Here is a 26,103-nt window from a genome sequence, read left to right on the forward strand (position 1 = left end):
ACTCTTCGGCCACCGGCCGCTCCATGCGCACCGTCAGGTCACCCTCCGCCAGCCGCTCGAAGCCGGCCTCGATGTCGTGTACGAACCCCTTCAGCTCCTCGGCCTTGGCCTGCTCGGCCGCCATCTGCCGCTCGCGTTCGGCGACCTGCGCCTCGCGCGCCGCCTTGGCTTCGGCCTCCAGCCGGTCCTGCCGGATCGCCGCCTGCTTGAAGCTCTCCACCGCGCCCGCCATCTCGCCGGTCACGCCGTTCTTGCCGAGATACGGAACGTCGATGCCACGGTCGCCTTCAGCCAGACGGCGCATGCTGTCGGCCAGACGGCGCAGCGGAGTCGTGATGCTGCGCGTCAGCGGCCAGGCGCAGACGCACAGCAGGACCAGCAGCGGAACCGACCAGAGCAGCGAGCGCCACACCTGCGCCCAGAAGATCGCGTCGAGATCGTCGATGTAGACGCCGGTGCCGATCGACCAGCCCCAGTCCGGCACGGCCGCCGAGTAGCTGAGCTTGGGCACCGGGGTCTCGTTGGCATTGCGCGGCCAGAGATAGGACGTGAAGCCACCGCCTTCCTTGGCGCGCGCGATGAGCGCCTGGAACAGCATGAAGCCGTTGGGATCGGCCTTGTTCCAGAGGTTCTGCCCGACCAAGGCCGCCGTCGGATGGACCACCATCGTGCCGGTGAAGTCGGTGACGAAGAAATAGTCCTTGTTGCCGTAACGGATGGAGCGCAGTGCATCGCCGGCACGCTTCTTGGCCTCCGCCTCGGTGACCTCGCCGCTCCTGGCGAGATCGACGAAGCCGTCGACAATGGACACCGCGGCGTCGACCTGCGCCTTGAGGAGGGCTTCGCGCTGCTCGCGCACCAGGCTGCGCTCCGCGAGGAGCTGGACGGCCGACACCGTCATGCAGACGGCGATGGCAAGCGCCACCAAAAGTCCGAGCTTGCCCGAAATCGTCAGTCTTCCCAGCATTGTTTCCTCGTTTCCGCTCTTCGGCGTTTTCGAAGGAAACAAGACCAAAGAAGACTTGCGATTTTCTTTCCGGCCCCTCCCGGCCCGCGTAAGGACTTCGGCAAGCCTAACGATTCGCCAACGCGCTCAGCCGGCGGCGCCGTAGCCGCCTGGCGTCGGCGTGACCACGACCACCGCCTCCCCCGCCTCGAGCACGGTCTGGTCGCAGCCGGCGAGCGTCTCGATCCGCCCGTCCAGCCGGCGGACCTCGGTTCGCCCGAGTTGGCCGTCCGCCCCGCCCGCAACCCCGCGCGGCGGCAGGGTGCGATGGGAGGACAGGATCGCGCAGTCCATCTGCCGCAGGAAGCGGATGGTCCGCCGGGTGCCATCGCCGCCACGCGTTGTGCCTTTGCCGCCCGAGCCGGAGCGGACGTGGAAGTCCTCCAGCATTACCGGATAGCGCATCTCCAGGATCTCCGGGTCGGTGAGCCGGGAGTTGGTCATGTGGACGTGCACGCCGGAGGTGCCGGCGAAGGCGCGCCCGTCGTTCATCCGACCGGCCGGCGACCCCGAGCAGATGGTCTCGTAATACTGGTAGGTCGCGTCGCCGAAGGTGAGGTTGTTCATCGTGCCCTGCGAGTTGGCGAGCGCGCCGAAGGCCCCGAAGAGCGCGTTGGTGACGTGCTGCGAGGTCTCGACATTGCCGGCGACCACCGCTGCCGGGTAGTGCGGCTTCAGCATCGAGCCTTCCGGCACCACGATCCGGACCGGCCGCAGGCACCCGGCATTCATCGGGATCGGCTTCTCGACCATCACCCGGAAGACGTAGAGCACCGCAGCGCGCGTCACCGGCTCGGGCGCGTTGAAGTTGTTCGCCATCATCGCCGAGGTGCCGGTGAAGTCGACGGTCGCTTCCCGCTTGTCGCGATCCACGGTGACCTTCACCCTGATCACCTGGCCGCTGTCGGTCGGATAGTCGTAGGCGCAGTCGTCGAGCCGCCCGATCAGCTCGCGCACCGCCTCCGCGGCGTTGTCCTGCACGAAGCCCATATAGGCTTCGACGGTCGGTAGACCGAAATTCTCCACCATCCGCCGCAGCTCGGCGACACCCTTCTCGTTGGCGGCAATCTGCGCCTTGAGGTCGGCGATGTTCTGCTCCGGGTTGCGCGCGGGATAGGGATGGTCGGTGAGGACGCGGCGCAGTGCCGCCTCCTGGAAGACGCCGCCGTCGACGAGCCGGAGGTTGTCGATGAGGACGCCCTCCTCGTCGACCTTGGTGGCGCGCGGCGTCATCGAGCCCGGCGCAATGCCGCCGACGTCGGCATGGTGCCCGCGCGAGGCGACGAAGAAGAGAAGGCGGGGCGAGGGATCGGTATGCGCGGCGTCCTCGAACACCGGCGTCACCACCGTGATGTCCGGCAGGTGCGTGCCGCCGTTGTAGGGCGCATTCAGCGCGAAGACGTCGCCGGGGCGGATGCGCCCCTCGTTCAGCGCGATCACGGTCTCCACCGACCGGTCCATCGAGCCGAGATGGACGGGCATGTGCGGTGCATTGGCGATCAGCGCGCCGGAGGCGTCGAAGACCGCGCAGGAAAAGTCCAGCCGCTCCTTGATGTTCACCGAGGACGCCGTGTTCTGCAGCGTCACCCCCATCTGCTCGGCGATCGACATGAAGAGGTTGTTGAACACCTCGAGCAGCACCGGATCGGCGCCGCCCGCGCCCTCGCCCTTGCCGGCGGTGCCGAGCGCGGCGTGCCGCTCGAGCTTCTGCGTGCGGCGCAGGAGGATGTCGTCGCCGCCCGTCAGTTCGGCGCCCCAGCCCGGCTCGACCACGATCGTCTGGTTCGGCTCGATGACGAGGGCCGGGCCGGCGATGCGCGCGCCCGGCCGGATGTCCCTCCGGTGGAAGATCCCGGCCTCGCGCCGCGCCCCGCCGGAGAAGAAGGCGCCGCGCTCGCCGGGCGCCGCATCCTGCGAGGCCACGGCAGCACGCGCCGGCCCCTCGTCGATCGACCGGCGCTCGCTCGCCTCGACCGACACCGTCTCGACGACGATCGGGCGGTTCTCGTATGTGAAGCCGAACTGCGCCCTGTGCGCCGCCTCGAAGCGCGTGCGCGCACCGGCGAGATCGCCGTCATGGGCGACGGGAAGCGTCGTGTCCGTGCCGTCGTAGCGCAGCTGCAGGAGGACCGCCGTATCGACGGCCTCGGACGCAAGCCCCTGACCGGCGAGTTCGCTTCGGGCCTGCCCCGAGAGGTCGTCCGCCAGTGCCTCGATCGCGCCGAGCGAGCCAGCCTCGAGCGGGACGACCAGCGCCTGGCTGCGCGCGGCGAAGAGCGAGGACAGGCCGATGCCATAGGCCGACAGCAGGCCGGACATCGGATGGATCAGCACCGTCTCCATGCCGAGCGCGTCGGCGACGAGGCAGGCGTGCTGGCCGCCGGCGCCGCCGAACGAGTTGAGGAGGTAGCGCGTCACGTCGTAGCCGCGCTGGACCGAGATCTTCTTCACCGCATTCGCCATGTTCTCGACGGCGATGGTGAGGAAGCCCTCGGCGGCGGCCTCCGGCGAACGGCCGTCGCCCATCTCGGCGGCCAGCGCTTCAAACTTTTGGCGCACCACCCCAGCGTCGAGCGGCTGGTCCTGGTTCGGGCCGAAGACGGCCGGGAACAGCGCCGGCTGCAACTTGCCGAGCATGACGTTGGCGTCGGTGACGGTGAGCGGGCCGCCCTTGCCGTAGGCGGCCGGACCCGGATGCGCGCCGGCCGAATCCGGACCGACCTGGAAACGGCCCTGGTCCAGGTGGAGGATCGAGCCGCCGCCCGCAGCGACGGTGTGGATGCGCAGCATCGGCGCGCGGATGCGCACGCCCGCGACCTCCGAATCGAGTGCGCGTTCGTAGGCGCCGGCATAGTGCGTGACGTCGGTGGACGTGCCGCCCATGTCGAAGCCGATCACCCTGTCGAAACCGGCGCGCCGCGCCGTCTCGGCCATGCCGACGACGCCGCCGGCCGGACCGGAGAGGATCGCGTCCTTGCCCTGAAAGAGCTCGGCCGCGGTCAGGCCGCCCGACGACATCATGAACTGCAGCGAGGGTGCCGCTTCGTCCTCGGCGCTCGCGCCGAGTGCGGTGGCGACACGGCTGACATAGCGCGACAGGATCGGCGTCAGGTAGGCGTCGACCACCGTCGTGTCGCCGCGCCCGACGAGCTTCACCAGCGGCGAGACCTCGTGGCTGACCGAGATCTGCGAGAAGCCGGCGGCCTCGGCGAGCGCTTTGGCGCGCCGCTCGTGCTCCGGGTAGCGCCAGGCGTGCATGAAGACGATCGCGACGGCATCGATGCCGTCGGCCCGGGCTTCGTCGAGCGCCGCCCGGGCCGCGGCGTCGTCGAAGTCGAGCTCGACCGTGCCGTCGGCGAGCACCCGCTCCGGCACCTCCGCCACGCGCTCGTAGAGCTGCTCGGGCAGGATGATCTCCTTGGCGAAGATGTCCGGCCGCGCCTGGTAGGCGATCCGCAGCGCGTCGCGGAAGCCCCCGGTGATCAGCAGCAGCGTGCGGTCGCCCTTGCGCTCCAGCAGCGCGTTGGTCGCGACCGTGGTGCCCATGCGCACGGTTCCGACGCGTCCCGAGGGAATGGCGGCACTGATGCCGACGCCGAGGAGATCGCGGATGCCCTGCAGGGCCGCGTCGTCATAGACGCCTGGATTTTCCGACAGAAGCTTGCGGGCATGCAGAGCACCCTGCGGATCGCGGCCGATGATGTCGGTGAACGTGCCGCCGCGGTCGATCCAGAAGTCCCAGCGCGCTGCCTGCATTTTCATCTCTCCGCCTACGTCTTGACCAGATCGTCAATGATTTATCGACATCTTATCAGCGTGTTTGACGTATGCAAATTTTCGTGGAAGTCTTTCTTGCGTGATCCCCTTCCGCTCGGAGGCCAACCCGCATGAAGCATCTGTCGACACTTCTCCTCGCCGCCGCCGTCGCACTGCCGACCGCCGCCCTCGCCGAGACCACCTGGGACATGCCGACCCCCTATCCGGAAGGCAATTTCCACACCAAGAACGACATGGCCTTCGTCGACGAAGTGAAGGAGAAGACCGGCGGCGATCTCGTCATCACGCTCCATCCGAACCAGTCGTTGATCAAGCACCCGGACATCAAGAGCTCGGTGCGCGACGGCATCGTGCCGATCGGCGAGCTGCTCGTCTCGCGCCTCGAGAACGAGAACCCGATCTGGGGCGTCGATTCCGTGCCGTTCCTGGCGACGAGCTACGACGCGGCCAAGAAGCTCTACGACGCGCAGAAGCCGGTGATGGAGAAGGTGCTGGCGAAGGAGGGGCTGAAGCTTCTCTACTCCGTGCCGTGGCCACCGCAGGGCCTCTACGCCAAGAAGGACGTCTCGCAGATGTCAGACCTCAAGGGGCTGACCTTCCGTGCCTACAACAAGGGCACCGAAGCGATCGCGTCGAAGGCCGGCATGATCCCCACCCAGATCGAGGCCTCGGACATCCCGACCGCCTTCTCGACCGGCCGCGTCGAGGCGATGATGACCTCGCCCTCCACGGGTGTCGACTCCAAGGCCTGGGACTTCCTGTCGAACTACTACGACCTGCAGGCCTGGCTGCCGCGCAACATGGTGATCGTCAGCCAGGACGCCTTCGACGCGCTGTCCGAGGCCGACCAGAAGGCCGTCATGGACGCCGCAGCCACCGCCGAGACGCGCGGTTGGGAGGCCTCGAAGGAGGAGACCAAGCGCACCACGCAGCTTCTCAAGGACAACGGCATCAAGGTCGAGGAGCCGTCCGACGCGCTGAAGACGGGCTTCACCGACATCGGCGAGGACCTGACCGCCGCCTGGAAGGCCTCCGCCGGCGAAGACGGCGCGGCGATCATCGACGCCTACCAGAAGTAACAGCCCGGCGGCCGGACCCCGCAAGGTCCGGCCGCGCTGCTCTTCTCCACGCCTTCACTCTCACCTCCGCCCGGAGATCTCGGAATGGGCCGTTCGCTCGCGGTGCTCTACAGGCTGACGGCCTGGCTCGCCGCCCTTTGCCTCGTCACGATCCTCGGTCTCGTCGCGCTGCAGATCGGCGCGCGGCTGATCGATTGGGGCCTGCGGTCCGCAGGTCTGCCGGCGACGGGCTTCATCGTGCCTTCGCTCGCCGAGATCTCGGGCTACCTGCTCGCGGCCGCCACCTTTCTCGGCCTCGCCGACACGCTGGCGGCCAACGTCCACATCCGGGTCAACCTCCTCGCCGAACGCCTGCCGATGCGCGCCCGCATGCTGCTCGAGGGCGTGGTCGCGCTCCTCGGCGCCGCGATCGCCGGCTTCGCCGCCTGGGCGCTCGCGGCCTACGGCTGGAAGAGCTTCAGCCACGGCGACGTCTCCTACGGCATGGTGCAGGTGCCGCTCGCTCTGCCGCAGGCCGCCATGGCGGTCGGCCTCCTCGTCTTTGCCATCGCGCTCCTGGAGGAGTCGGTGCTCGGCTTCACCGGGCGGGCGCGCCACCTCGCCGCGGGCAGCACCATCTGATGAGCATCTTCGCCCTCTCGCTCCTCGTCGTCGTCGTCCTGTTCGGCGCCCTCGCCTCCGGCCTCTGGGTGGCGCTCGCCCTCACCGTGACCGCACTTGCCGCCCTCCTCTCGCGCCCGGCGCTGCCCGACGCGCAGATCCTCGCCAACTCCTTCTGGTCGGCCTCCACCTCCTGGGACCTGACGGCGCTGCCGATGTTCATCTGGATGGGCGAGATCCTGTTCCGCTCGCGCCTGTCGGAGGACATGTTCGCCGGCCTCTCGCCGCTGATGCGGCGCCTGCCCGGCCGGCTGGTGCACGTCAACGTCGTCGGCTGCGCGATCTTCGCGGCCGTTTCCGGCTCTTCGGCCGCCACCACGCAGACGATCGGCAAGATCTCGCTGCCCGAGCTGAAGGCCCGCGGCTACGACGAGCGTATCGCCATCGGCTCGCTCGCCGGCTCGGGCACGCTCGGCCTCCTGATCCCGCCCTCGATCATCCTCATCGTCTACGGCGCGGCGGTGGAGGAATCGATCGCCCGGCTGTTCATCGCCGGCATCGTGCCGGGCATCCTGCTGGCCCTCCTGTTCATGGCCTATGTCGCCCTCGCCGCGACGCTGAAGCCCTCGCTGGTGCCGACGGAGGCCGACCGGCTGGACGGCGAAGGCGGGTTCAAGGCGCTGCGCCGGCTGCTGCCGGTGGTGCTCCTCATCGCCGGCGTCATCGGCTCGATCTATGGCGGCCTCGCCTCCCCGACCGAGGCCGCCGTGATCGGCGTCCTGATCAGCCTCGTCATCGCCAAGGCCCAGGGCGGCCTCTCCTTCGCCGAGTTCAAGAGCTCGCTGATCGGCGCCACGCATGCCTCCTGCATGATCGCGCTGATCCTCGCGGGCGCCGCCGTGGTCACCACGGCGATGGGCTTCACCGGCCTGCCGCGGGAGCTCGCCGCCTGGATCGGCTCGCTCGGCCTGTCGCCGCTCGGTCTGCTGGCCGCGCTGACGCTCTTCTTCATGATCCTCGGCTGCTTCCTCGACGGCATCTCGATGGTGGTGCTGACCACCTCCGTCATCATGCCGCTGGTGCAGCAGGCCGGCTTCGACCTCGTCTGGTTCGGCATCTATCTCGTGATCGTCGTGGAGATGGCGCAGATCACGCCGCCCGTTGGGTTCAACCTCTTCGTCATCCAGGGCCTGACCGGCCAGAACATGTTCAGGATCGCGGCCGCCACTGCGCCCTTCTTCCTGATCCTCGTCCTGATGGTGGTGCTGCTCGCGCTCTTCCCGGGCCTCGCGCTCTATCTGCCGCAGACGATGTTCTCGGGCGGCTGAGCCATGGCCCGCAAGCCCGCCGCGCCGACGCAGGTCAGCCGCACCGCGAGCCTCGGCCCGATCGTCTCCTCGGCCCATCTCGCCGATGGCGCCTTTCCGCAGCTTTCCGAGGTCGAGTTCGGGATGATCCTGTCCCAGCACGCCTTCGAGCGCTGGATGGTCCGCTGCATGACGGCCGCCGGCGCGCCCGGCCTGACGCCGACCGAGATCCTCGTCCTCCACAACGTCAACCATCGCGGCCGGGCCAAGCGCCTCGCCGACATCTGCCTCGTCCTCGGCATCGAGGACACCCATCTCGTCTCCTATGCGGTGAAGAAGCTCGAGGCGCGCAAGCTCGTCGCCCGCGAGAAGGCCGGCAAGGAGCGGCTGGTGTCGATCACGTCGGCCGGCGCCACCGCCTGCGGCCGCTACCGCGATCTGCGCGAGGCGGTGCTCGTCGAGGCGGTGCAGGAGCTCGGCCTGTCGCCGGAGGCAATGTCGAACCTCGCCGCGCTGCTGCGCGTCCTCTCCGGCCACTACGACCAGGCGGCGCGCACCGCAGCGAGTTTGTGAGGGGCGTGACGGCCTGCGAGATCGGTCCGTTCAGTCCGCAATCCGCACGATGCGATCGCGCAGCATTGCGGCAAGCTGCCGCTCGCTGATCTGACCTGCCGCCAAGCCCAGCCAGACGGCGACGGCTTCCTCATTGGACAAGTCGAGCTCAAAGCCGTTGATGACGAGGAAGGTTTCGCAGGCCGCGAGTGAGATGCGCTTGTTGCCGTCCATGTAGGCGTGGTTCATCGCGAGCCCGTAGGCGAGTGAAGCGGCAAGGTCGGCGAGATCGCAGCCAGGCGAATACAGTCGCAGATGCTTCGGTCGCGCGAGGGCTGATTGGGCGGCGTTCGTGTCACGCACGCCCGGAGCGCCACCGTGCAATTCGATCAGCGCTCCATGCAAGCGGTCAAGATCCTCGGGTCCGAGCCAGAGCGGTTCGCCCACCGGCTATTTCGCCAGCTCCCGCAGCGCACTCTCACGCTTTCGCATGACGTAGTCGGACGCCCGCGACACATCGAGGGTCTTGGCGCTCGCCGATCCGCCCTTGGGCGGGCCCGACGCGCTGCCGGGCTCCGCCTCATAGGCACCACCGGAGGGCTTCTTTTCGCTTTCTTCCATCGTTCCATCTCCCACTGAGGTCGCGATCGCTGGGCTCTCGTCCGCCGCCCGCCGCGTCGGTCGAGGCGCGGTGTCGCTCTCGTGCAAGCAATCCAGCGCCATCGGCTTTCGCCAGTGCATGACAAAACGCGCTGGCTATCGGTCCCCCGCTGAGGCTAAGGGGCTGAGCAGGCCCATCGGGTCACGTCTGGAGGAGCGCCCATCATGCCCGCCACCCGCATCGACGGCAAGGCCGTCTCGACCGCCGTGTTGGACGAGGTCACGCAGGCGGCCCGCGCGCTGGAGGCCGAGACCGGCGTACGGCCGGGGCTCGCCGTCGTCCTCGTCGGCGAGGATCCGGCGAGCCAGGTCTATGTCGGGAGCAAGGGACGGACGGCCGAGGCCTGCGGCTTCCATTCGGTGACCCACCGCCTGCCGGCCGAAACCCTTGAGGCCGATCTCCTGGCGCTCATCGGCCAGCTCAACGCGGATCCGGCGATCCACGGCATCCTGCAGCAGCTGCCCCTGCCGGGACACCTCGACCCGCAGCGCGTGGTCGCGGCGATCGACCCGGACAAGGACGTCGACGGCCTGACGGTGGTCAATGCCGGGCGACTCGCCTCCGGCGCGCTCGCCGACGCCTTCGTGCCCTGCACGCCGGCCGGCTGCATGGTGCTGCTGCGGCGGGTGATGGGGGACGATCTCTCGGGCAGGACCGCCGTGGTGCTCGGCCGCTCGAACCTCGTCGGCAAGCCGATGGCCCATCTCCTGCTCGCCGCCAACGCGACGGTGACGATGGCCCATTCGCGCACCGCCGACCTTCCGGCGGTCTGCCGCGCGGCGGACATCCTCGTCGCCGCGGTTGGGCGGCCGGAGATGGTTCAAGCTGACTGGATCAAGCCCGGCGCTGTGGTGATCGACGTCGGCATCAACCGGGTCGATGCGCCGGAGCGCGGCAACGGCAAGACGAGGCTCGTCGGCGACGTCGCCTACGCGGCGGCCGCGGAGGTCGCCAGCGCGATCACGCCGGTGCCGGGCGGCGTCGGGCCGATGACCATCGCGATGCTGATGGCAAACACCGTGAAAGCCGCCTGCCGCGCGACCGGACGCCCGGCGCCGCGGTTCTGACGGAACGCCTTGCCAGCAGCGTGCGCTGGCGTCCTCGTCGTCAAGCTGACGGACGGTCTGACCATCGCGCGGCCGGACCGCGAGTGACGCGGCTCGCCTGTGTCGCGCCGCCCGCGGAGCGCGTACCGCGACGGCTACCGGCCCCGGTCATCAAGCCGTCTCGGCCTCGTCATAGGCGGCCTGTGCGGCCCGCACGGCATCGATATGCGTCTCCGCCCAAATGCGAAGCGCGTCCACCGGGTCGATCAGCGTCCGCCCGAGCGGGGTGAGCCGGTACTCCACCGTGACCGGCACCGTCGCCTCGATCCGCCGCGCGACGAGGCCGTCGCGCTGGAGCCCTTTCAGCGTCTGCGACAGCATCTTCTGCGACAGGCCCTCGATCGCACGGCGCAGCTGGTTGAAGCGCAGCGGCCCGCGCGACAGGAGGCCGAGAATCAGCACCGTCCACTTGTCGGCCACGCGATCGAGCACGACCCGCGTCGGACAATCGGAAGCATAGGCGTTCGGAGTGCACAGCATCGGTTCCTCCGCGGTGACCAGGTGGGGTCGTAGTGCCTTCTTTACACCAGGACTGCAAGACGACATCTGGTACCCATCAGAAACCAGGGGTATGAAGATGAAGATCGCTCTCGTCGGTGCCAGCGGCAATGTCGGCAGCCGCATCCTGAAGGAACTGTCCGATCGCCACCACGCGGTCACGGCGATCGCCCGCCGCGTCGAGGCCATCCCCTCCCTGCCGGGCGTGACGGCGGTCGCCGGCGATGCCGCCGATCCTGCGCATCTGGCGGGCCTCATCGCCGGGCACGATGCCGTCGTATCCGCCTTGCGGTTCCTTGACCAGGAACCACAGTCCCTCATCCGGGCCGTGCGCATCTCGGGGGTGCGCCGCTACCTCGTGGTCGGCGGCGCCGGCAGCCTCGAGGTCGCACCGGGCGTGAAGCTGATCGACACGCCCGACTTTCCCGAGGCGTACAAGTCCGAGGCGGCAGCCGGATCGCGCGTCCTCGACGCGCTCCGTCAGCAGGCCGACGTCGAATGGACGTTCCTGTCGCCTTCCGCGGTGCTCTCGGCGGGCGAGCGGACGGGTCGGTTCCGCTTGGGCGGCGACCAGCTTCTGACGCACGCGGGCGGCAGTTCGATTTCCTATGAAGACTATGCGGTGGCGCTGGCGGACGAGATCGAGAGTCCGGCGCACGTGCGCGAGCGCTTCACCGTCGGCTACTGACGACGGCGCAAACGAAAATGGCGGGCACTGCCCGCCATTTGGGTCCGTCGGCAATGCCGCCCGCTCAGCCGGCGTCGCCCGCGGCCTCCGCCGGCTTCGGCTCTGCGGCCTGCTTCGGGCCGCCCTTCGACACGCCCACCAGCGCCGGCCGCAGCACGCGGTCGCCGATGGCATAGCCGGCCTGCACGACCTGGACGACGGTGCCGTTCGGCACGTCCGGGTTCGGCACCTCGAACATCGCCTGGTGGAAGTTCGCGTCAAAGCGCTGGCCTTCCGGCTCGAGCCGCTTCACGCCGAACTTCTCGAGCGAGGCGAGCATGCCGCGCTCGGTCACCTCGACGCCCTCGATCAGCGCCGTCAGGCCGTTCTCGCCGCTCGCCCGGGCCTCGTCCGGCACCGCATCGATCGCCCGGCGCAGGTTGTCGGTCACCGACAGCATCTCGCGCGCGAAACTCGTCACGGCATAGGTGCGCGCGTCCTTGATCTCGCGCTCGGTCCGCCGGCGCAGGTTCTCCATTTCGGCGGCAAGCCTCAGCATGCGGTCCTTGACGTCGGCATTCTCGGCTTCGAGAGCCGCCATCCGCTCGGCATCGGCCGCCGACTGCAAGTCCTCATTGGCCGCGAAGCCGCTCGCGCCCTCCGCCGCGCCATCGGCGTCCGTGAAGGCCTGCTCGGCGTCGAGCGCCTCGTCCGCCTCGGGCTCGATGTGCTTCTCGGTCTCGCTCGTCATCGGTCGGGGAACTCCGTCGCTGCCGGTTCGGGCGGCAACGACCGGCACGCGCCAGCCGCCATCCGCCTCGGGGAAGGAATGATTTCGCAGCGGCATATCGATTGCCGACGCGCAGAAATCAAGCCCGGACGGCCGCCCCGCCGGACCGCAGCAGCCGCGACACCAGCCGGGCGGTGTAGTCCACCATCGGCACGATCCGCCGGTAGTTCAGCCGTGTCGGCCCGATGACGCCGACCGCGCCGATCACCCGCTCCTCGCCGTCCCGATAGGGCGCAATGACGAGCGACGAGCCGGAGAGACTGAACAGCTTGTTCTCCGAGCCGATGAAGATCCGCACGCCCGAGCCGCTCTCCGCGAGATCGAGGAGCTCGATGATGCCGCGCTTCGATTCGAGATCGTCGAAGAGGTGGCGGAGCCGCTCGACGTCGTCGCTGGCGCTGAGGTTCTCGATCAGGTTCGCCCGGCCGCGCACGATCAGGCGCGACGGCTGGTCCTCGCTCGCGCCGGACCAGACGGCAAGCCCCTGCTCGACGAGCTCGCGCGACAGCTGGTCGAGCGCCAGCGTCGTCTCCGCCTGCAGCGCCCGCATGTGCTCGCGCGCCTCGCCGAGCGTGCGGCCGACGACATGGGCGTTGAGGAAGTTGCCTGCTTCGACGAGCTGCGAGGCGGTGACGCCCGCCGGCAGATCGACGACGCGGTTCTCGACGTCGCCGTTCGCGCCGACGAGAATCGCCAGCGCCTTCTGCGGCTCGAGGCGGATGAACTCGATGTGCTTCAGGCGAAGGTCGGACTTCGAGGTCAGCACGAGACCGGCACCCCGAGACAGGCCGGAGAGCATCTGGCTCGCCTCGGTCAGCAGCGAATCGTAGGACCGGTGGTCGCCGAGCGAGCGCACCGTCTCCTCGATCTCCTCGCGCTCCTTCTGCGCGATGTCCCCGACCTCGAGAAAGGCATCGACGAAGAAGCGCAGGCCGAGCTCGGTCGGCACCCGGCCGGCACTGACGTGCGGCGCGTAGATCAGGCCGAGCGCCTCGAGGTCGCTCATCACGTTGCGCACCGAGGCCGGCGACAGCGCCGTCGACAGCATGCGCGAGAGCGAGCGCGAGCCGACCGGCTCGCCGATCTCCAGATAGCTCTCGACGATCAGCCGGAATATCTCCCGCGACCGCTCGTGCAGCGGCCCCGGAAACTCGACCGGCAGCCTGAAGTCGTACATGCCCACGGCGTCCTCGCTTGCCGCTGAAATATATTGAGGATCGCCCGCCGCGCCAAGGTGCCGACGGCGGTTCGGCCGCATTCGGGTGCGCTGGACAGCTTCGGTCAAGTTCGCGAACCGATGCTGGAGCGCGTGGGGTGCAACGCGTTAACGCGTGTTAAGGAAATCCTTTGCGCCGCTTCGCCACGGCGTCTAGAACCGGCCAATCACCGGTCTCGACGAACACAGGATTTTCATGCGCCCCTCCAAACGCGCCAGCGACGAACTTCGCACCGTCAGCCTCGAACGCGGCGTGTCACGCCATGCCGAGGGCTCCTGCCTGGTGAAGTTCGGCGACACGCACGTCCTGTGCACGGCGAGCCTGGAGGAGAAGGTGCCGGGCTGGCTGAAGAACACCGGCCGCGGCTGGGTGACCGCTGAATACGGCATGCTGCCGCGCGCCACCGGCGACCGGATGCGCCGCGAGGCGGCGACCGGCAAGCAGTCGGGTCGCACGCAGGAGATCCAGCGCCTGATCGGCCGCTCGCTGCGCGCGGTCGTCGACCTTCAGACGCTCGGCGAGCGCCAGATCACCCTCGACTGCGACGTCGTGCAGGCCGACGGCGGCACCCGCACCGCCTCGATCACCGGCGCCTGGGTGGCGCTCCATGACTGCCTCGGCTGGATGGCGGAGCGCGGCATGGTCAAGCGCGAGGCGGTGCTGAAGGATCACGTCGCGGCGATCTCCTGCGGCATCGCCAGGGGCGAGCCGGTGCTCGACCTCGACTACATCGAGGACAGTGCGGCGGAGACCGACGCCAATTTCGTGATGACCGGCAGCGGCGCGATCGTCGAGGTGCAGGGCACCGCCGAGGGTGCGCCGTTCAGCGAGGCCGAGTTCCTGGCGCTGATGCAGCTCGCACGGACCGGGATCGCCCGGCTCGTCGAGATGCAGAAGAGCGCGATCGGCTGACATCGCGATGCCCAACCTCCTCGACCCGAAGGACGGCCCGCTCCTCGTCGCCAGCCACAACCGCGGCAAGATCTGGGAGATTCGCGAGCTTCTCGGCCCCTTCGGCTTCGAGGTGACGTCGGCGGACGCGCTGGGCCTGCCCGAGCCGGAGGAAACCGGGTCGAGCTTCGAGGAGAACGCCCGGCTGAAGGCGCTCGCCTCGGCGACGGCGGCGAACCTCGTGGCGCTGTCGGACGATTCGGGTCTGTGCGTCGACGCGCTCGGCGGCGATCCCGGCATCTACTCGGCGCGCTGGGCCGGTCCGAAGAAGGACTTCGCGATGGCCATGCGCAACATCGAGGAGAAGCTGCAGGCGAAGGGCGCCACCCAGCCGGAGGACCGCCGCGGCCGCTTCGTCGCCGTGCTCTGCCTTGCCTGGCCGGACGGGCGCACGCGCGAGTTCCGCGGCGAGGTCGAGGGCGGGATCGTCTGGCCGCCGCGCGGCACGCTCGGCTTCGGCTACGACCCGATCTTCCTGCCGGACGGCATGGAGAAGACCTTCGGCGAGATGATGTCGGCGGACAAGCATGGCTGGACGCCCGGGCAGCCGACCGCGCTGTCGCATCGGGCGCGGGCCTTCAAGCTCTTCGCCGAGGAAGCGCTCGGGGTCTGATGAAGATGAAGGGGCTCGCATGAACATGTACCAGCCGGCGCCCTCGCTGCTCCTGCCCTTCCCGCCGGTCGCACGCGAGCCGGGCTTCGGCGTCTATGTCCACTGGCCGTTCTGCGCGGCCAAGTGCCCCTATTGCGACTTCAACAGCCACGTCCGGCACGAGCCGGTGGACCAGGAGCGCTACGTCGCGGCCTTCCGGCGCGAGCTTGCGGTGATGGCCGCGCGCTCGCGCGGCGAGCGGGTGACCTCGATCTTCCTCGGCGGCGGCACGCCGTCGCTGATGCGGCCGGAGACCGTTGCGGCGATCCTGGAGGCCATCGCGGCCAACTGGACGGTCGCGCCCGACGCCGAAATCACCATGGAGGCCAACCCCTCCAGCGTCGAGGCCGAGCGCTTCCGCGGCTATCGCGCCGCCGGCGTCAACCGGGTCTCGCTCGGCGTGCAGGCACTGGACGACGCGGACCTGAAGCGGCTCGGCCGGCTGCACGACGTCGCCCAGGCGCTCGAGGCCGTCGAGCTCGCTCGCGCCACCTTCCCGCGCCTCTCCTTCGACCTGATCTATGCCCGGCCGGGGCAGACGGTCGAGGCCTGGGAAGACGAGCTGAACCGGGCGATCGATCTCGCCGCGGACCATCTGTCGCTCTACCAGCTGACCATCGAGGAGGGCACGCCCTTCTTTGCGCTCCACAAGGCGGGCAAGCTGCCGGTTCCGGACGGCGAGACCTCGGCCGCGCTCTACGAGGCAACGCAGGCGCTGACCGCCGCCCGCGGCCTGCCGGCCTACGAGATATCCAACCACGCGGTGCCCGGCGCCGAGTCGCGCCACAACCTCACCTACTGGCGCTACGGCCTCTATGCCGGCGTCGGCCCCGGCGCGCACGGCCGGCTGCAGGGCCGCACGGGTCGCCACGCGATCGCCACCGAGCGGCATCCCGAGACCTGGCTGAAGATGGTCGAGGACTGGGACAGCGGCATCGTCGCCGACGAACCGCTGACGGCCGTCGAGGAGGCCGACGAGCTCCTGCTGATGGGCCTGCGCCTTGCCGAGGGCATCGACCTCAAGCGCTGGCGCGAACTGACCGGGCGCGACATCGACGCGCGCAGCGAAGCCGATCTGTGCGCCCACGGCATGGTCGAGCGGCTGGGACCGGACCGGCTCCGCGCCACGCCCGCCGGCATGCTGGTGCTCGATGCGGTGGTCGCCGATCTTGCCTGATCGGCACCGCGGGCCGATCCTTGCCGCATGAGCGACGACGACGCGAATGCCTCAAGTCACTACCGGATCGCGCAGGCGAGCTTCACCGCCCCTCGTCCGGAGCCGGCGCTTTATCTCGTCGCGACCCCGATCGGCAATCTTGGCGACATCACCCTGCGGGCACTCGAGTTGATCGCCGGGGCTGACCGGCTCGCCTGCGAGGACACCCGCGTCACCGCCAAGCTCCTGCAGCGCTTCGGCATCGAGCGGCGGGCGACCGCCTACCACGAGCACAACGCCGAGGAGGCGGGCGACGCGCTGCTTGCCGACCTTGAGGCTGGCCGCAGCGTCGCACTGGTCTCCGATGCCGGCACGCCGCTGGTCTCGGACCCCGGGTTCCGCCTGGTCGGTGCCGCGATCGAGCGCGGCATCCCCGTCGTGCCGGTACCCGGCGCCTCGGCCCTCCTGTCGGCGCTGCAGGTCTCGGGCCTGCCCTCCGACGCCTTCTTCTTCGCCGGCTTCCTGCCGCAGAAGCAGGGCGCGCGGCGCGCGCGCCTGGAGGAGCTGGCGCGCATCCCCGGAACGCTGATCCTCTACGAGGCGCCGCACCGGATTGCCGAGAGTCTCGCCGACATGGCGGCCGTGGTCGGCGGGGATCGAAAGGCGGCGGTGTCGCGGGAACTCACCAAGGCCTACGAGACCACCTACCGGGGCACCCTCGCCGTGCTCGCCACGGAGTTCGCCGAGGCGGAACGGGTGCGCGGCGAGATCGTCGTCTGTGTCGCACCGGCGCCGGCCGCCGAAGCGAGTGCGCCGGCTGATGCGGACGCCATCCTGCGCGGCCTCCTCGCCGAGATGAAGCCGGCGCAGGCCGCCCAGGAGGCGGCCCGTCTCACCGGCCTGCCCCGCCGCGACCTCTATCGCCGCGCCCTCGACTTCAAGTCCGCCGGATGACGCCGCGCGCGTCAGGCGTCGAGGAGCGTCGCCACCGCTTCCGCAAGGGACATCGGGGCGAGCGGCTCGCGGCCCTCGCGCTGCGCCTCAAGCTCTACCGCATCGTCGCACGGCGCTTCCGCACCAGGCTCGGCGAGATCGACCTCATCGCGCGTCGCGGAGACCTTGTCGCCATCGTCGAGGTGAAGGCTCGCCCGACGCTGATGGAGGCGATGGACGCCGTCGGCCCGCTGGCGCAGCGGCGCATCGAGGCGGCCGCCGACCTCTGGCTTGCACGCCAGCCCGACCATGCCCATCTGTCGATCCGCTTCGACCTGATGGCCATCCTTCCCGGCCGTTGGCCGGTGCATGTGAAGGACGCGTGGCAGGCCCGCTGACCGCCCGCGCCGGTTGAATGCGCCGAAACGCCGCATCGTCAGCGCAAAACTTGGACGCTGCTGCAACCCTTGCGCCGCGACCCGGATTACCCTGTGCCGGTTCTCTGCAATGCTTACCAAACCGTGAAGTCCTCCGGCGGAAGCATTGCATGTCACGAGTGGCTGGCGCATAGGAGCGCGCCCTTGGTGCGGCGCGGCAGTGATGGGCCGTCGTCGTCCGGCACCGGATCGAGCGCTATCACAGCGCCGGGACGGGACGCAGCGTATGTAGGATCATGGCGCCCTCGCGTGCGGCGCTCCCGGAGGTGACTTTGGCTGTTCTGGCAGCATCCTCGCAGGCCGAAGCTGGCCACGAGAAAACCTCGACCGGCTTTTGGCCGCTCGTGATCGGCTCCATCGGCGTCGTCTACGGCGACATCGGAACCAGCCCCCTCTATGCCCTTCGCGAAGCGCTGATGCATGCTGCCGGCGACGGGCTGTCGGAATCCGAGATCATCGGCGTCGTGTCCCTGCTCCTGTGGACGCTGACGCTGATCGTCACCCTGAAGTACGTCGTCCTGATCCTGCGTGCCGACAACAACGGCGAAGGCGGCACGCTGTCGCTGCTGGCCTTGGCGCAGAAGGCGCTCGGCCGACGGACGTTCCTGCTCGTCATCGGCGTCGTCGGAGCTTCGCTCTTCTACGGGGACGCGGTGATCACGCCGGCCATCTCGGTGCTTTCGGCCGTCGAGGGTCTAAAGCTCGTCACGCCCGGCCTCGATGCCTGGGTGCTGCCGATCACCACCGTCATCCTGGTCTCGCTGTTCCTCGTCCAGTCGCGCGGCACCGGGCACATCGCCCGCTTCTTCGGGCCGATCACGCTCGTCTGGTTCCTGGTGATGGCGGTGCTCGGCATTTCCCACATCGGCGACCGTCCGGACATCCTGTACGCCTTCAATCCCTGGTCGGCGATCGGCTTCATCTATCGGCACGGGTTCATAGCGCTGATCATCCTCGGCTCGGTCTTCCTGGCCGTCACGGGGGCGGAGGCGCTGTATGCCGACATGGGCCACTTCGGGCGTCTGCCGATCCGCTTCGCCTGGAGCCTCGTCGTCTTTCCCGCGCTGGCGCTGAACTACCTCGGCCAGGGCGCCTTTCTGCTGTCGCGCCCTTCGGCGCTCGAGAACCCGTTCTTCCTGATGGCCCCGACCTGGGCGCTGCTGCCCCTCGTGATCCTGGCCACCGTCGCCACCATCATCGCGAGCCAAGCGGTCATCACCGGCGCCTTCTCCGTCACCCAACAGGCGATCCAGCTCGGTCTGATCCCGCGGCTCGAGATCCGCCACACCTCGGAAGAGCAGTTCGGCCAGATCTTCATTCCGCGCGCCAACCTGATGCTCTTCGTCGGCGTGATGGTGCTGGTCTGGACGTTCGAAAGCTCCGGTCGTCTCGCCAACGCCTACGGCATCGCGGTGACCGGCGACATGGTGGTGACCTCCACCCTCGCCTTCCTCGTCTTCTGGCGGGTCTGGAAGTGGCCGGTGGCCCTCGTCGCTGCGATCATCACCCCGCTGATCGCGCTCGAACTGGTGTTCCTGGCCTCCAACCTCCTGAAGGTGCTGGACGGCGGCTTCGTGCCGCTCGGCATCGCCGCGCTCCTGTCGCTCCTGATGTGGACGTGGATCCAGGGCACGGCCATCGTCTACGGCAAATCCAAGCGCGAGAGCATCGAGCTCGACGCCCTTGCGGCCATGCTCTGCAAGTCGAAGCCGCTGCGCGCCAAGGGCACCGCCGTCTTTCTCACCTCCGACGCGACCATCGCGCCGAGTTCGCTGCTCCACAACCTCAAGCACAACGGCGTTCTGCACGAGCAGAACGTCATCCTGACGATCAGCGTCGCCGACGTGCCACGGGTACCGGACGACGACCGGATCATGATCGAGCAGCTGCCGGACTCCTTCGTGCGGGTGCTGTTGACCTTCGGCTACATGGAAGAGCCGAACGTGCCGAAGGCGCTGGCGCTCGCCAAGAAGAAGGGGCTGAAGTTCGAGATCATGTCGACCTCGTTCTTCCTCAGCCGCCGCTCCTTCCGCGCCTCGAAGCATGCGGGCATGCCGCTCTGGCAGGACTACCTGTACATCGGCATGGCGAAGTCGGCGGCCGATGCCTCGAACTTCTACAGCCTGCCGACCAATCGCGTCGTCGAGTTGGGGCAGCAGTTCACGGTCTGATCCGGCAGATCGGATGTGCCGTTCTGGACAGGGTGAAGCTCCCAGGCCCGAAGTTGCGTCGGGCCGATCCGGTCCGACGCTTGATGCCGGGGCGCCCCCGCTGCGGCGGAAAAGGGCGGCCTGCCGAGGCGGCCCGAAGCAGGCAGCCGGTCAGTGCAACGGCCAGACCAGCATCAGCATCGGCACGCTGACGAGGATCACCAGGATCGACAGCGGCAGTCCGAGCTTCCAGTAGTCGCCGAACCTGTACCCGCCCGGCCCCATCACCAGCGTGTTGCACTGATGGCCAATGGGGGTCAGGAAGTCGCTTCCGGCCCCGATCGCGACCGCCATCAGGAACGCCTCCGGCCGGTAGCCGAGACCACCGGCGAAGCTCGCGGCGATCGGCGCCATCACCAGCACCGTGGCGGCGTTGTTGAGAAACGGCGTCACGGCCATCGCGACGACCAGGATCAGCCCGAGCGCGGCATAGGACGGCAGCACCTGCGCCAGGCCCTCGAGGCCACTGGCGATCAGCTCGGTGCCGCCGGTCGTGCGCAGCGAATCCGACACCGGGATCAGCGCGGCGAGCATCACCAGGATCGGCCCGTCCAGCGCATCGTAGACTTCCCGCAGCGGGATGATCTTGAACAGCACCATCGCGACGGCCGCGGCGAAGAAGGCGATCTGCACCGGCATGAGCCCGAAGGCGGTGGTGCCCATCGCGAGCGCCAGCACCGCGATCGGGATCAGCCCGCGCCGCACGCTGCCGAGGCGCAGCGAGCGCTCGGCGAGCGGCAGGGCGCCGAGCTGGCGCAGGATATCCGGCAGGCGCTTGAGGTCGCCCTGCAGCACGATCACGTCGCCGGGCTGGATCGTCACGTCGCCGAGTCGTTCGGTGAAGCGCTGGCCGCGGCGGCTGATGGCGAGAAGGTTGACGCCCCAGCGGTGGTAGAGGCCGAGCCGCTGCGCCGACAACCCGGTGAGGCTGGAACTCTGCGCGACGACGGCCTCGATGGCTCCGATCTCGGCCGAGGTGTCCTGGCTCGACGGCCGCCGGTCCTTGGAGAGCTGCAGCCCGCCCTGCGCCACCAGCCGGTCGAGGGCCTCCGGATTGCCTTCGATCAAGAGCACGTCACCGGCCTTGATGGTGACGTCGGGGAGCGGGGTCACCCGCCGTGTCTCGCCGCGGATGATGCCGGTCACCATCGCTTCGCCGCTTGCCGTCTTGGCAAGCTCGCGCACGGTCATGTCGGCGGCCTCCGAATCCTCGACCACGCGCGCCTCGGTGAGGTAGTTCTTGATGTCGATCGCCTCGTTCATCGAGGCCGTCTGGCGGTTGCGCTCGGGCAGCAGGCGATAGGCGACGACGAGGAACAGGATCCCGAACAGCGAGAGCGCCGCGCCGACCGGGGTGAAGTCGAACATCGTGAACGGCGTGCCGGTCAGCTCGCCGCGCAGCCGCGAGACGATGATGTTCGGCGAGGTGCCGATCTGCGTCATCAGGCCGCCGAGCAGCGAGCCGAAGGACATCGGCATCAGGAAGCGGGAGGGTGAGACACCCGAGCGGCGGGCGAACTGGAACGCGATGGGCATCATGATCGCCAACGCGCCGATGTTCTTCACGAAGGCCGACAGAACCGTCACGGTGATCACCAGAAGCGCCAGCTGCCCGCGCACCGACGAGACGTTCGGCGCATAGCGCTGGATCGCCACCTCCATGATTCCCGACCGGGCGACGGCGGCGCTGACGAGCAGGGCGCTCCCGACGATGATGACGATGTCGTCGCTGAAGCCCTCGAAGGCGTGGTCGAAGGGCACGATTCCGACCGCGACGGCGGCCAGCAGCGCCACCACGGCGACGACGTCGTAGCGGAAGCGCTCCCAGATGAAGGCGACCATCATCAGGCCGATCACGGAGAAGGCGGCAATCTGTTCGGATGTCACAGGTGAGGACCCTCTCGGACGCGACGCTGACGAACGCTCTTGCGCAGCTTACGTTCTCTCGCGCCAGCGAAATTATCGTCGGCCGGCCGGAGCGGCGCGCGGACGGCGTCGTGAATTGCCTTCCGCGAGGCGAGCCGCTACCGCCTCAGGAGACGAGCCTTCACCACAGGAGTGACGCATGGGCCTCAATGTCGCGATCCAGATGGATCACGTGTCCTCGATCACCATCAAGGGCGACACCACCTTCGCGCTCGGGCTGGAGGCGCAACGGCGCGGGCACGCGCTGTTCCACTACACGCCCGACCGGCTGTCGCTGCGCGACGGGCGCGCCACCGCACGGATCGAACCGCTGGAACTGCGCGACGAGGCAGGCAAGCACTTCACCCTCGGCGCGCCCGAGCGAACCGACCTCGCCTCGATGGGCGTCATCCTGCTCCGCCAGGACCCGCCCTTCGACATGGCCTACATCACCGCCACCCACATCCTCGACCGGGTTCATCCGAAGACCTTGGTCGTCAACGATCCGGCCTCCGTGCGCAACGCGCCGGAGAAGATCTTCGTCACCGAGTTTCCGGATCTGATGCCCGAGACGCTGATCACCAAGGACCCGCAGGAGGTGGCGGCCTTCCGCGCCGAGTTCGGCGAGATCGTCCTGAAGCCGCTCTACGGCAACGGCGGCGCCGGCGTCTTCCACCTCACGCGCGAGGACCGCAACCTCACGTCGTTCCTCGAGGTGTTCGAGCGGCTCTCGCGCGAACCCTTCATCGTCCAGCGCTATCTCTCCGACGTGCGCAAGGGCGACAAGCGGATCATCCTGATCGACGGCGCCTTTGCCGGCGCAATCAACCGCGTGCCCGCCGAGACCGACGCGCGGTCGAACATGCATGTCGGTGGGCGCGCCGAGCCGACGGAGCTGACCGAGCGCGAGCGGGAAATCTGCGAGCGCATCGGGCCGGAGCTCAAGCGGCAGGGGCTGATCCTCGTCGGCATCGACGTCATCGGCGGCTACCTCACCGAGATCAACGTGACCTCGCCGACCGGCATCCGGGAGGTCGCCCGCTTCGGCGGCACCGACATCGCGGCCCTGTTCTGGGACAGCGTCGAGGACAAGGTCGCAGCCGGGCGCGGCTGAACCAGCGATGAACGTCCCGTTCCGGAACCATTCGGGAGAGACCTGCTTTAACGGGCGGCATCGGGCTCATACGAAGCCAAGGAGCTGAACATGTACAAGACCTTACTGGGTGCGGCGTTGATGATCGGCACCCTCGGCCTCGCCGGCACCGCCTCGGCCCAGGCCGTGGCCATCGCCACCACGGACGTCAACCTGCGCGCCGGCCCCTCGACGGGATACCCCGCGGTCGACGTCGTCCCCTCGGGCGACAATGTGCGCGTCTATGGCTGCCTCGAGCAGCGCAGCTGGTGCGACGTGTCCTATGGCGGCATCCGCGGCTGGATGTCTTCGGACTATCTCGCCTACTTCGATCGTGGCCGTCGCTACACCGGTCCGCGCGTCGTCGCGTCCGCACCGATCGTCACCTTCTCGGTCGGCAACTACTGGGGCCGGTACTATCGCGGCCGCAGCTTCTACCGCGATCGCGACCGCTGGGATCGCTGGGGCCATGATCGTGGCGGTTACGGCGACGGACATCGCGGGCCCGATCCGCGTTGGCGCCGGCATCATGGCGACGACTACCGGGGTCCGCGCTACTGATCGAGCGAGGGCGCGACATCCGAAAAAGAGAGAGGGCGCGCCAGCCGGCGCGCCTTTTTGCATCGCGCGGCCTCGGGCATGCAAGCGAGCGTCCTCTGCGGAGGCCAGACTAGCTAGTCTCACCTATTTACACAGAAGCAGAAGCGAGTCCGCTGCTGCGAATCGCGAAAGCGCGCGTTTGTTCGTTCATTGTTCTTGATTTGATCCGAACAGCGCGATAGCCTTACGAACGTTCCGGTTGTGGTCGCCGAGAGGCTCGCTCGTCGTGAGGCTGGCATGGTTGCACGTGTTCGTACGGTCGCGTTCCAGGGGGTCGAGGCGATCCCGGTCGACGTGCAGGTGATGGTCGCGCCCGGCAAGGTCGGCATGCACATCGTCGGGCTGCCGGACAAGGCGGTGGCGGAGAGCCGGGAGCGGGTGCAGGCGGCGCTGCATGCCTCCGGCCTGTCGATGCCGCCGAAGAAGGTGACGGTCAACCTCGCGCCGGCCGACCTGCCGAAGGAGGGCAGTCACTACGACCTGCCGATCGCGCTTGGCCTGATGGCGGCGCTCGGCGCCGTGCCAGGCGACGCTCTCGCAGACTACATGGTGCTCGGCGAGCTGTCGCTGGACGGGACGATCACTGCGGTTGCAGGCGCCCTGCCCGCAGCGATGGGCGCCAACGCGCAGGAGCTCGGGCTGATCTGCCCCGCCGATTGTGGCTCGGAGGCTGCCTGGGCCAGCGGGGACATGCCCATCCTCGCGCCGCGCAGCCTGATCCAGATCGCCAACCACTTTCGCGGCACGCAGGTGATGTCGCGCCCGGAGCCGGCGGTGCGTGCGGCGCCCGACCAGTTGCCGGACCTCGCGGAGATCAAGGGGCAGATCGTCGCCAAGCGCGCACTCGAAATCGCGGCAGCCGGCGGCCACAATCTCCTGATGGTGGGGCCCCCTGGCTCCGGCAAGTCGATGCTCGCCCAGCGCCTGCCCTCGATCCTGCCGGCGCTCGGTGCGCGCGAGCTCCTGGAGGTCTCGATGGTCGCCTCGATCGCCGGCGAGCTGGCGGGCGGCAGGCTTTCGGACCGCCGGCCGTTCCGTGCGCCGCATCACTCTGCCTCGATGGCCGCGATGGTGGGTGGCGGGCTGCGGGCACGGCCCGGCGAGGTCTCGCTCGCCCACCGCGGCATCCTGTTTCTCGACGAGTTTCCGGAGTTCTCGCCGGTGGTCCTCGATTCGCTGCGCCAGCCGCTGGAGAGCGGGGAAAGCGTGATCGCGCGGGCCAATCACCGGGTGACCTATCCCGCCAAGTTCCAGCTGATCGCGGCCATGAACCCCTGCCGCTGCGGCATGGCGGGGGAGCCCGGTCACAGCTGCGCCCGCGGGCCGCGCTGTGCCGGCGAGTATCAGAGCCGGATCTCGGCTCCCCTGATGGACCGGATCGACATCCGGGTCGACGTGCCGGCAGTGTCGGCCGCCGACATGATCCGCCCCAACCCGGCGGAACCGTCGGCGGTGGTGAAACAGCGCGTCGAGCGGGCGCGCGGCCTGCAGGCAGAGCGGTTCCAGGCGATGGGCCTGCCGGCGGCGACGGTGAACGCGCAGGCTTCGGCCGCCCTGATCGAAACCATCGCCGCGCCCGACGAGGCCGGTGCTCGATTGCTGCGGGACGCCGCCGAACAGATGCGGTTCTCGGCGCGGGCCTATCACCGCATCCTGAAGGTCGCGCGAACGCTGGCCGATCTGGAGGGCGAGGAGACGGTCCGGCGCATCCACCTCGCCGAGGCGATCTCCTATCGCATCGTCGGCGAGCGGCTGCAGGCGGCCGCCTGAGACATCCGGCTCGCTTGCGTCAGAGGATCGAGCGCACCTCCGGCAGATCCGCCAGAGGCCGCTGCGGCCGCGGTCCGATCTGGGCGATGATGTGGCCGGCGGCGATGACGCCGAGGCGCGCGCTCGCCTCGCGGTCGAGCCCGCCGGTGTACCCGCGCAGGAACCCGGCTGCGAAGAGATCGCCGGCGCCGGTGGTGTCGACGACTGCCGCCACATCAATCGCGGGAACGTCGACGCGGCCCGACTTGTCGACGATCACGCAGCCCTTCTCGCTGCGCGTCACCGCGGCGAGGCCACGGGTGTCGGCGGCGAGGCTGGCGACGGCGGTCTCGAAATCGTCGGTCTCATAGAGCGCCATCGCCTCGGCCTCGTTGGCAAAGACGATGTCGACCGTGCCCGAGCGCATGAGCTCGAGGAACTCGGCACGCCAGCGGTGGACGCAGAAGCTGTCGGACAGCGTCATCGCCACCTCGCGACCGCTCGCATGAGCGATCTCGGCCGCCTTGCGGATCGCCTCCTTGGCGCGCGGCGGGTCCCAGAGGTAGCCCTCGAAATAGGTGACCTTCGCGGCGGCCACGACGGCCGCGTCGATATCCTCCGGACCGAGCTCGACGCAGGCGCCGAGATAGGTGGACATGGAGCGCTCGCCGTCCGGCGTGACCAGGATCATGCAGCGGGCCGTCGGTGGAACGCCATCGAGGGGCGTGGTCTCGTAATGAACGCCGAGCGCACGGATGTCATGGCGGAAGACGACGCCGAGCTGGTCGTCGGCCACCTTGCCGAAATAGGCGCAACGGCCGCCGAGGCTGGCGAAGCCGGCGGCGGTGTTGCCCGCGCTGCCGCCGGAGGTCTCGATGGCGGGGCCCATCGCGCCGTAGAGGTGTTCGGCGCGCTCGGCGTCGATCAGCGTCATGCCGCCCTTTTGCACCGCCTCCCGGGCGAGGAAGGCGTCGTCGGTCTGGGCGATGATGTCGACGATCGCGTTTCCGATCGTCAGGAGGTCGAAGTCGGTCATGGAGCATCCCGGTTGCCGCACTGGTCCGGGTTTAGATCGCATGGCCGGCAAAGGCCAGCGGCGAGGCATTTGGCCATTGCCG

24 protein-coding genes are annotated in these 26,103 nt (G+C 68.9%); 15 read left to right on the forward strand and 9 right to left on the reverse strand.

Annotated features, from left to right (window positions below; genetic code table 11):
* Together NPA30_RS19045 and NPA30_RS19050 are read right to left on the reverse strand one after the other, a co-directional pair.
* Positions 1 to 967 (reverse strand): cache domain-containing protein (locus tag NPA30_RS19045; protein ID WP_256804372.1); only part of this gene is annotated, 967 nt, incomplete at its 3' end.
* 126 nt (positions 968 to 1,093) lie between these two features.
* Positions 1,094 to 4,762: a hydantoinase B/oxoprolinase family protein gene (locus NPA30_RS19050; RefSeq protein WP_256804373.1), complete on the reverse strand. Its 3,669-nt coding sequence runs from the start codon at positions 4,760 to 4,762 to the stop codon at positions 1,094 to 1,096.
* 131 nt (positions 4,763 to 4,893) lie between these two features.
* Between NPA30_RS19050 and NPA30_RS19055 the strand changes: the two genes are divergently transcribed.
* From NPA30_RS19055 to NPA30_RS19070, 4 genes are all read left to right on the forward strand, one after another.
* Positions 4,894 to 5,862 (forward strand): TRAP transporter substrate-binding protein, encoded by a 969-nt coding sequence (locus NPA30_RS19055; RefSeq protein WP_256804374.1) that lies wholly within the window; start codon positions 4,894 to 4,896, stop codon positions 5,860 to 5,862.
* An 84-nt stretch (positions 5,863 to 5,946) separates the two neighbouring features.
* Positions 5,947 to 6,483 carry a TRAP transporter small permease gene (locus NPA30_RS19060; protein WP_256804375.1) on the forward strand — a complete coding sequence of 179 codons (537 nt, stop codon included), beginning with the start codon at positions 5,947 to 5,949 and terminating at the stop codon, positions 6,481 to 6,483.
* Positions 6,483 to 7,790, forward strand: coding sequence for a TRAP transporter large permease (locus NPA30_RS19065; protein ID WP_256804376.1), 1,308 nt, complete (start codon positions 6,483 to 6,485; stop codon positions 7,788 to 7,790). The genes NPA30_RS19060 and NPA30_RS19065 overlap by 1 nt, the downstream gene beginning before the upstream one ends.
* A gap of 3 nt (positions 7,791 to 7,793) precedes the next feature.
* A complete protein-coding gene (locus NPA30_RS19070) occupies positions 7,794 to 8,342 on the forward strand; it encodes a winged helix DNA-binding protein (RefSeq protein WP_256804377.1) in 549 nt (182 codons plus the stop codon).
* A 30-nt stretch (positions 8,343 to 8,372) separates the two neighbouring features.
* Here the strand turns inward: NPA30_RS19070 and NPA30_RS19075 are convergent, their stop codons facing one another.
* Complete coding sequence (locus tag NPA30_RS19075; protein ID WP_256804378.1) at positions 8,373 to 8,768, reverse strand: type II toxin-antitoxin system death-on-curing family toxin; 396 nt, start codon at positions 8,766 to 8,768, stop codon at positions 8,373 to 8,375.
* 3 nt (positions 8,769 to 8,771) lie between these two features.
* Positions 8,772 to 8,942, reverse strand: a complete 171-nt coding sequence (locus NPA30_RS19080; RefSeq protein ID WP_256804379.1) for a hypothetical protein — start codon at positions 8,940 to 8,942, stop codon at positions 8,772 to 8,774.
* A gap of 204 nt (positions 8,943 to 9,146) precedes the next feature.
* Here NPA30_RS19080 and folD point away from each other — a divergent pair, with 204 nt between their 5' ends.
* Positions 9,147 to 10,049 carry a bifunctional methylenetetrahydrofolate dehydrogenase/methenyltetrahydrofolate cyclohydrolase FolD gene (gene folD / locus NPA30_RS19085; protein ID WP_256804380.1) on the forward strand — a complete coding sequence of 301 codons (903 nt, stop codon included), beginning with the start codon at positions 9,147 to 9,149 and terminating at the stop codon, positions 10,047 to 10,049.
* 150 nt (positions 10,050 to 10,199) lie between these two features.
* On the opposite strand, the gene NPA30_RS19090 is transcribed toward folD, so the two are convergent.
* Positions 10,200 to 10,568: a winged helix-turn-helix transcriptional regulator gene (locus NPA30_RS19090; protein WP_372338863.1), complete on the reverse strand. Its 369-nt coding sequence runs from the start codon at positions 10,566 to 10,568 to the stop codon at positions 10,200 to 10,202.
* Positions 10,569 to 10,665: 97 nt separating this feature from the next.
* On the opposite strand from NPA30_RS19090, the gene NPA30_RS19095 reads away from it, so the two are divergent.
* Positions 10,666 to 11,274 (forward strand): NAD(P)-dependent oxidoreductase, encoded by a 609-nt coding sequence (locus tag NPA30_RS19095; protein WP_256804421.1) that lies wholly within the window; start codon positions 10,666 to 10,668, stop codon positions 11,272 to 11,274.
* Between the two features lie 64 nt (positions 11,275 to 11,338).
* Here NPA30_RS19095 and grpE read toward each other — a convergent pair whose 3' ends face one another.
* On the reverse strand, positions 11,339 to 12,004 hold the full coding sequence (gene grpE, locus NPA30_RS19100; RefSeq protein WP_256804381.1) for a nucleotide exchange factor GrpE: 666 nt from the start codon (positions 12,002 to 12,004) through the stop codon (positions 11,339 to 11,341).
* A gap of 118 nt (positions 12,005 to 12,122) precedes the next feature.
* A complete protein-coding gene (hrcA, locus tag NPA30_RS19105; RefSeq protein WP_256804382.1) occupies positions 12,123 to 13,220 on the reverse strand; it encodes a heat-inducible transcriptional repressor HrcA in 1,098 nt (365 codons plus the stop codon).
* A 235-nt stretch (positions 13,221 to 13,455) separates the two neighbouring features.
* Here hrcA and rph point away from each other — a divergent pair, with 235 nt between their 5' ends.
* The 6 genes from rph to NPA30_RS19135 all read left to right on the forward strand — a co-directional run bounded on the left by rph (position 13,456) and on the right by NPA30_RS19135 (position 19,560).
* The gene (rph, locus tag NPA30_RS19110; protein WP_256804383.1) at positions 13,456 to 14,172 is read left to right on the forward strand and encodes a ribonuclease PH; all 717 of its coding nucleotides are present in this window, start codon (positions 13,456 to 13,458) and stop codon (positions 14,170 to 14,172) included.
* Between the two features lie 7 nt (positions 14,173 to 14,179).
* Complete coding sequence (rdgB, locus tag NPA30_RS19115; protein WP_256804384.1) at positions 14,180 to 14,824, forward strand: RdgB/HAM1 family non-canonical purine NTP pyrophosphatase; 645 nt, start codon at positions 14,180 to 14,182, stop codon at positions 14,822 to 14,824.
* Positions 14,825 to 14,843: 19 nt separating this feature from the next.
* Entirely contained in the window at positions 14,844 to 16,040 is a 1,197-nt protein-coding gene (gene hemW / locus NPA30_RS19120; protein ID WP_256804385.1) for a radical SAM family heme chaperone HemW, read from the forward strand.
* A 27-nt stretch (positions 16,041 to 16,067) separates the two neighbouring features.
* Positions 16,068 to 16,973, forward strand: a complete 906-nt coding sequence (gene rsmI / locus NPA30_RS19125; protein WP_256804386.1) for a 16S rRNA (cytidine(1402)-2'-O)-methyltransferase — start codon at positions 16,068 to 16,070, stop codon at positions 16,971 to 16,973.
* Positions 16,970 to 17,350: a YraN family protein gene (locus NPA30_RS19130; protein WP_256804387.1), complete on the forward strand. Its 381-nt coding sequence runs from the start codon at positions 16,970 to 16,972 to the stop codon at positions 17,348 to 17,350. The genes rsmI and NPA30_RS19130 overlap by 4 nt, the downstream gene beginning before the upstream one ends.
* A gap of 275 nt (positions 17,351 to 17,625) precedes the next feature.
* Positions 17,626 to 19,560 carry a potassium transporter Kup gene (locus NPA30_RS19135; protein WP_372338864.1) on the forward strand — a complete coding sequence of 645 codons (1,935 nt, stop codon included), beginning with the start codon at positions 17,626 to 17,628 and terminating at the stop codon, positions 19,558 to 19,560.
* Between the two features lie 150 nt (positions 19,561 to 19,710).
* On the opposite strand, the gene NPA30_RS19140 is transcribed toward NPA30_RS19135, so the two are convergent.
* Positions 19,711 to 21,486 (reverse strand): SLC13 family permease, encoded by a 1,776-nt coding sequence (locus NPA30_RS19140; RefSeq protein ID WP_256804389.1) that lies wholly within the window; start codon positions 21,484 to 21,486, stop codon positions 19,711 to 19,713.
* A gap of 178 nt (positions 21,487 to 21,664) precedes the next feature.
* Here NPA30_RS19140 and gshB point away from each other — a divergent pair, with 178 nt between their 5' ends.
* The 3 genes from gshB to NPA30_RS19155 all read left to right on the forward strand — a co-directional run bounded on the left by gshB (position 21,665) and on the right by NPA30_RS19155 (position 25,006).
* The gene (gshB, locus tag NPA30_RS19145) at positions 21,665 to 22,618 is read left to right on the forward strand and encodes a glutathione synthase (RefSeq protein WP_256804390.1); all 954 of its coding nucleotides are present in this window, start codon (positions 21,665 to 21,667) and stop codon (positions 22,616 to 22,618) included.
* 90 nt (positions 22,619 to 22,708) lie between these two features.
* On the forward strand, positions 22,709 to 23,197 hold the full coding sequence (locus NPA30_RS19150) for an SH3 domain-containing protein (RefSeq protein ID WP_256804391.1): 489 nt from the start codon (positions 22,709 to 22,711) through the stop codon (positions 23,195 to 23,197).
* Between the two features lie 276 nt (positions 23,198 to 23,473).
* Positions 23,474 to 25,006 (forward strand): YifB family Mg chelatase-like AAA ATPase, encoded by a 1,533-nt coding sequence (locus NPA30_RS19155; protein WP_256804392.1) that lies wholly within the window; start codon positions 23,474 to 23,476, stop codon positions 25,004 to 25,006.
* 19 nt (positions 25,007 to 25,025) lie between these two features.
* On the opposite strand, the gene NPA30_RS19160 is transcribed toward NPA30_RS19155, so the two are convergent.
* A complete protein-coding gene (locus NPA30_RS19160; protein WP_256804393.1) occupies positions 25,026 to 26,021 on the reverse strand; it encodes an adenosine kinase in 996 nt (331 codons plus the stop codon).
* Positions 26,022 to 26,103: the final 82 nt, after the last annotated feature.

The sequence above is a fragment of the Mangrovibrevibacter kandeliae genome (assembly GCF_024519155.1).
Lineage (GTDB): Bacteria > Pseudomonadota > Alphaproteobacteria > Rhizobiales > Rhizobiaceae > Mangrovibrevibacter > Mangrovibrevibacter kandeliae.

Excerpts from the sequence above, each read along its gene's own strand:
- NPA30_RS19160 (WP_256804393.1), bottom strand. The coding sequence starts at position 26,021 with ATGACCGACTTCGACCTCCTGACGATCGGAAACGCGATCGTCGACATC.
- rph (WP_256804383.1), top strand. The coding sequence starts at position 13,456 with ATGCGCCCCTCCAAACGCGCCAGCGACGAACTTCGCACCGTCAGCCTC.
- folD (WP_256804380.1), top strand. The coding sequence starts at position 9,147 with ATGCCCGCCACCCGCATCGACGGCAAGGCCGTCTCGACCGCCGTGTTG.
- grpE (WP_256804381.1), bottom strand. The coding sequence starts at position 12,004 with ATGACGAGCGAGACCGAGAAGCACATCGAGCCCGAGGCGGACGAGGCG.
- hemW (WP_256804385.1), top strand. The coding sequence starts at position 14,844 with ATGAACATGTACCAGCCGGCGCCCTCGCTGCTCCTGCCCTTCCCGCCG.
- NPA30_RS19130 (WP_256804387.1), top strand. The coding sequence starts at position 16,970 with ATGACGCCGCGCGCGTCAGGCGTCGAGGAGCGTCGCCACCGCTTCCGC.
- rsmI (WP_256804386.1), top strand. The coding sequence starts at position 16,068 with ATGAGCGACGACGACGCGAATGCCTCAAGTCACTACCGGATCGCGCAG.
- NPA30_RS19050 (WP_256804373.1), bottom strand. The coding sequence starts at position 4,762 with ATGCAGGCAGCGCGCTGGGACTTCTGGATCGACCGCGGCGGCACGTTC.
- rdgB (WP_256804384.1), top strand. The coding sequence starts at position 14,180 with ATGCCCAACCTCCTCGACCCGAAGGACGGCCCGCTCCTCGTCGCCAGC.
- NPA30_RS19135 (WP_372338864.1), top strand. The coding sequence starts at position 17,626 with ATGGCGCCCTCGCGTGCGGCGCTCCCGGAGGTGACTTTGGCTGTTCTG.
- gshB (WP_256804390.1), top strand. The coding sequence starts at position 21,665 with ATGGGCCTCAATGTCGCGATCCAGATGGATCACGTGTCCTCGATCACC.
- NPA30_RS19065 (WP_256804376.1), top strand. The coding sequence starts at position 6,483 with ATGAGCATCTTCGCCCTCTCGCTCCTCGTCGTCGTCGTCCTGTTCGGC.
- NPA30_RS19070 (WP_256804377.1), top strand. The coding sequence starts at position 7,794 with ATGGCCCGCAAGCCCGCCGCGCCGACGCAGGTCAGCCGCACCGCGAGC.
- hrcA (WP_256804382.1), bottom strand. The coding sequence starts at position 13,220 with ATGTACGACTTCAGGCTGCCGGTCGAGTTTCCGGGGCCGCTGCACGAG.
- NPA30_RS19055 (WP_256804374.1), top strand. The coding sequence starts at position 4,894 with ATGAAGCATCTGTCGACACTTCTCCTCGCCGCCGCCGTCGCACTGCCG.
- NPA30_RS19150 (WP_256804391.1), top strand. The coding sequence starts at position 22,709 with ATGTACAAGACCTTACTGGGTGCGGCGTTGATGATCGGCACCCTCGGC.
- NPA30_RS19080 (WP_256804379.1), bottom strand. The coding sequence starts at position 8,942 with ATGGAAGAAAGCGAAAAGAAGCCCTCCGGTGGTGCCTATGAGGCGGAG.
- NPA30_RS19090 (WP_372338863.1), bottom strand. The coding sequence starts at position 10,568 with ATGCTGTGCACTCCGAACGCCTATGCTTCCGATTGTCCGACGCGGGTC.
- NPA30_RS19155 (WP_256804392.1), top strand. The coding sequence starts at position 23,474 with ATGGTTGCACGTGTTCGTACGGTCGCGTTCCAGGGGGTCGAGGCGATC.
- NPA30_RS19095 (WP_256804421.1), top strand. The coding sequence starts at position 10,666 with ATGAAGATCGCTCTCGTCGGTGCCAGCGGCAATGTCGGCAGCCGCATC.
- NPA30_RS19060 (WP_256804375.1), top strand. The coding sequence starts at position 5,947 with ATGGGCCGTTCGCTCGCGGTGCTCTACAGGCTGACGGCCTGGCTCGCC.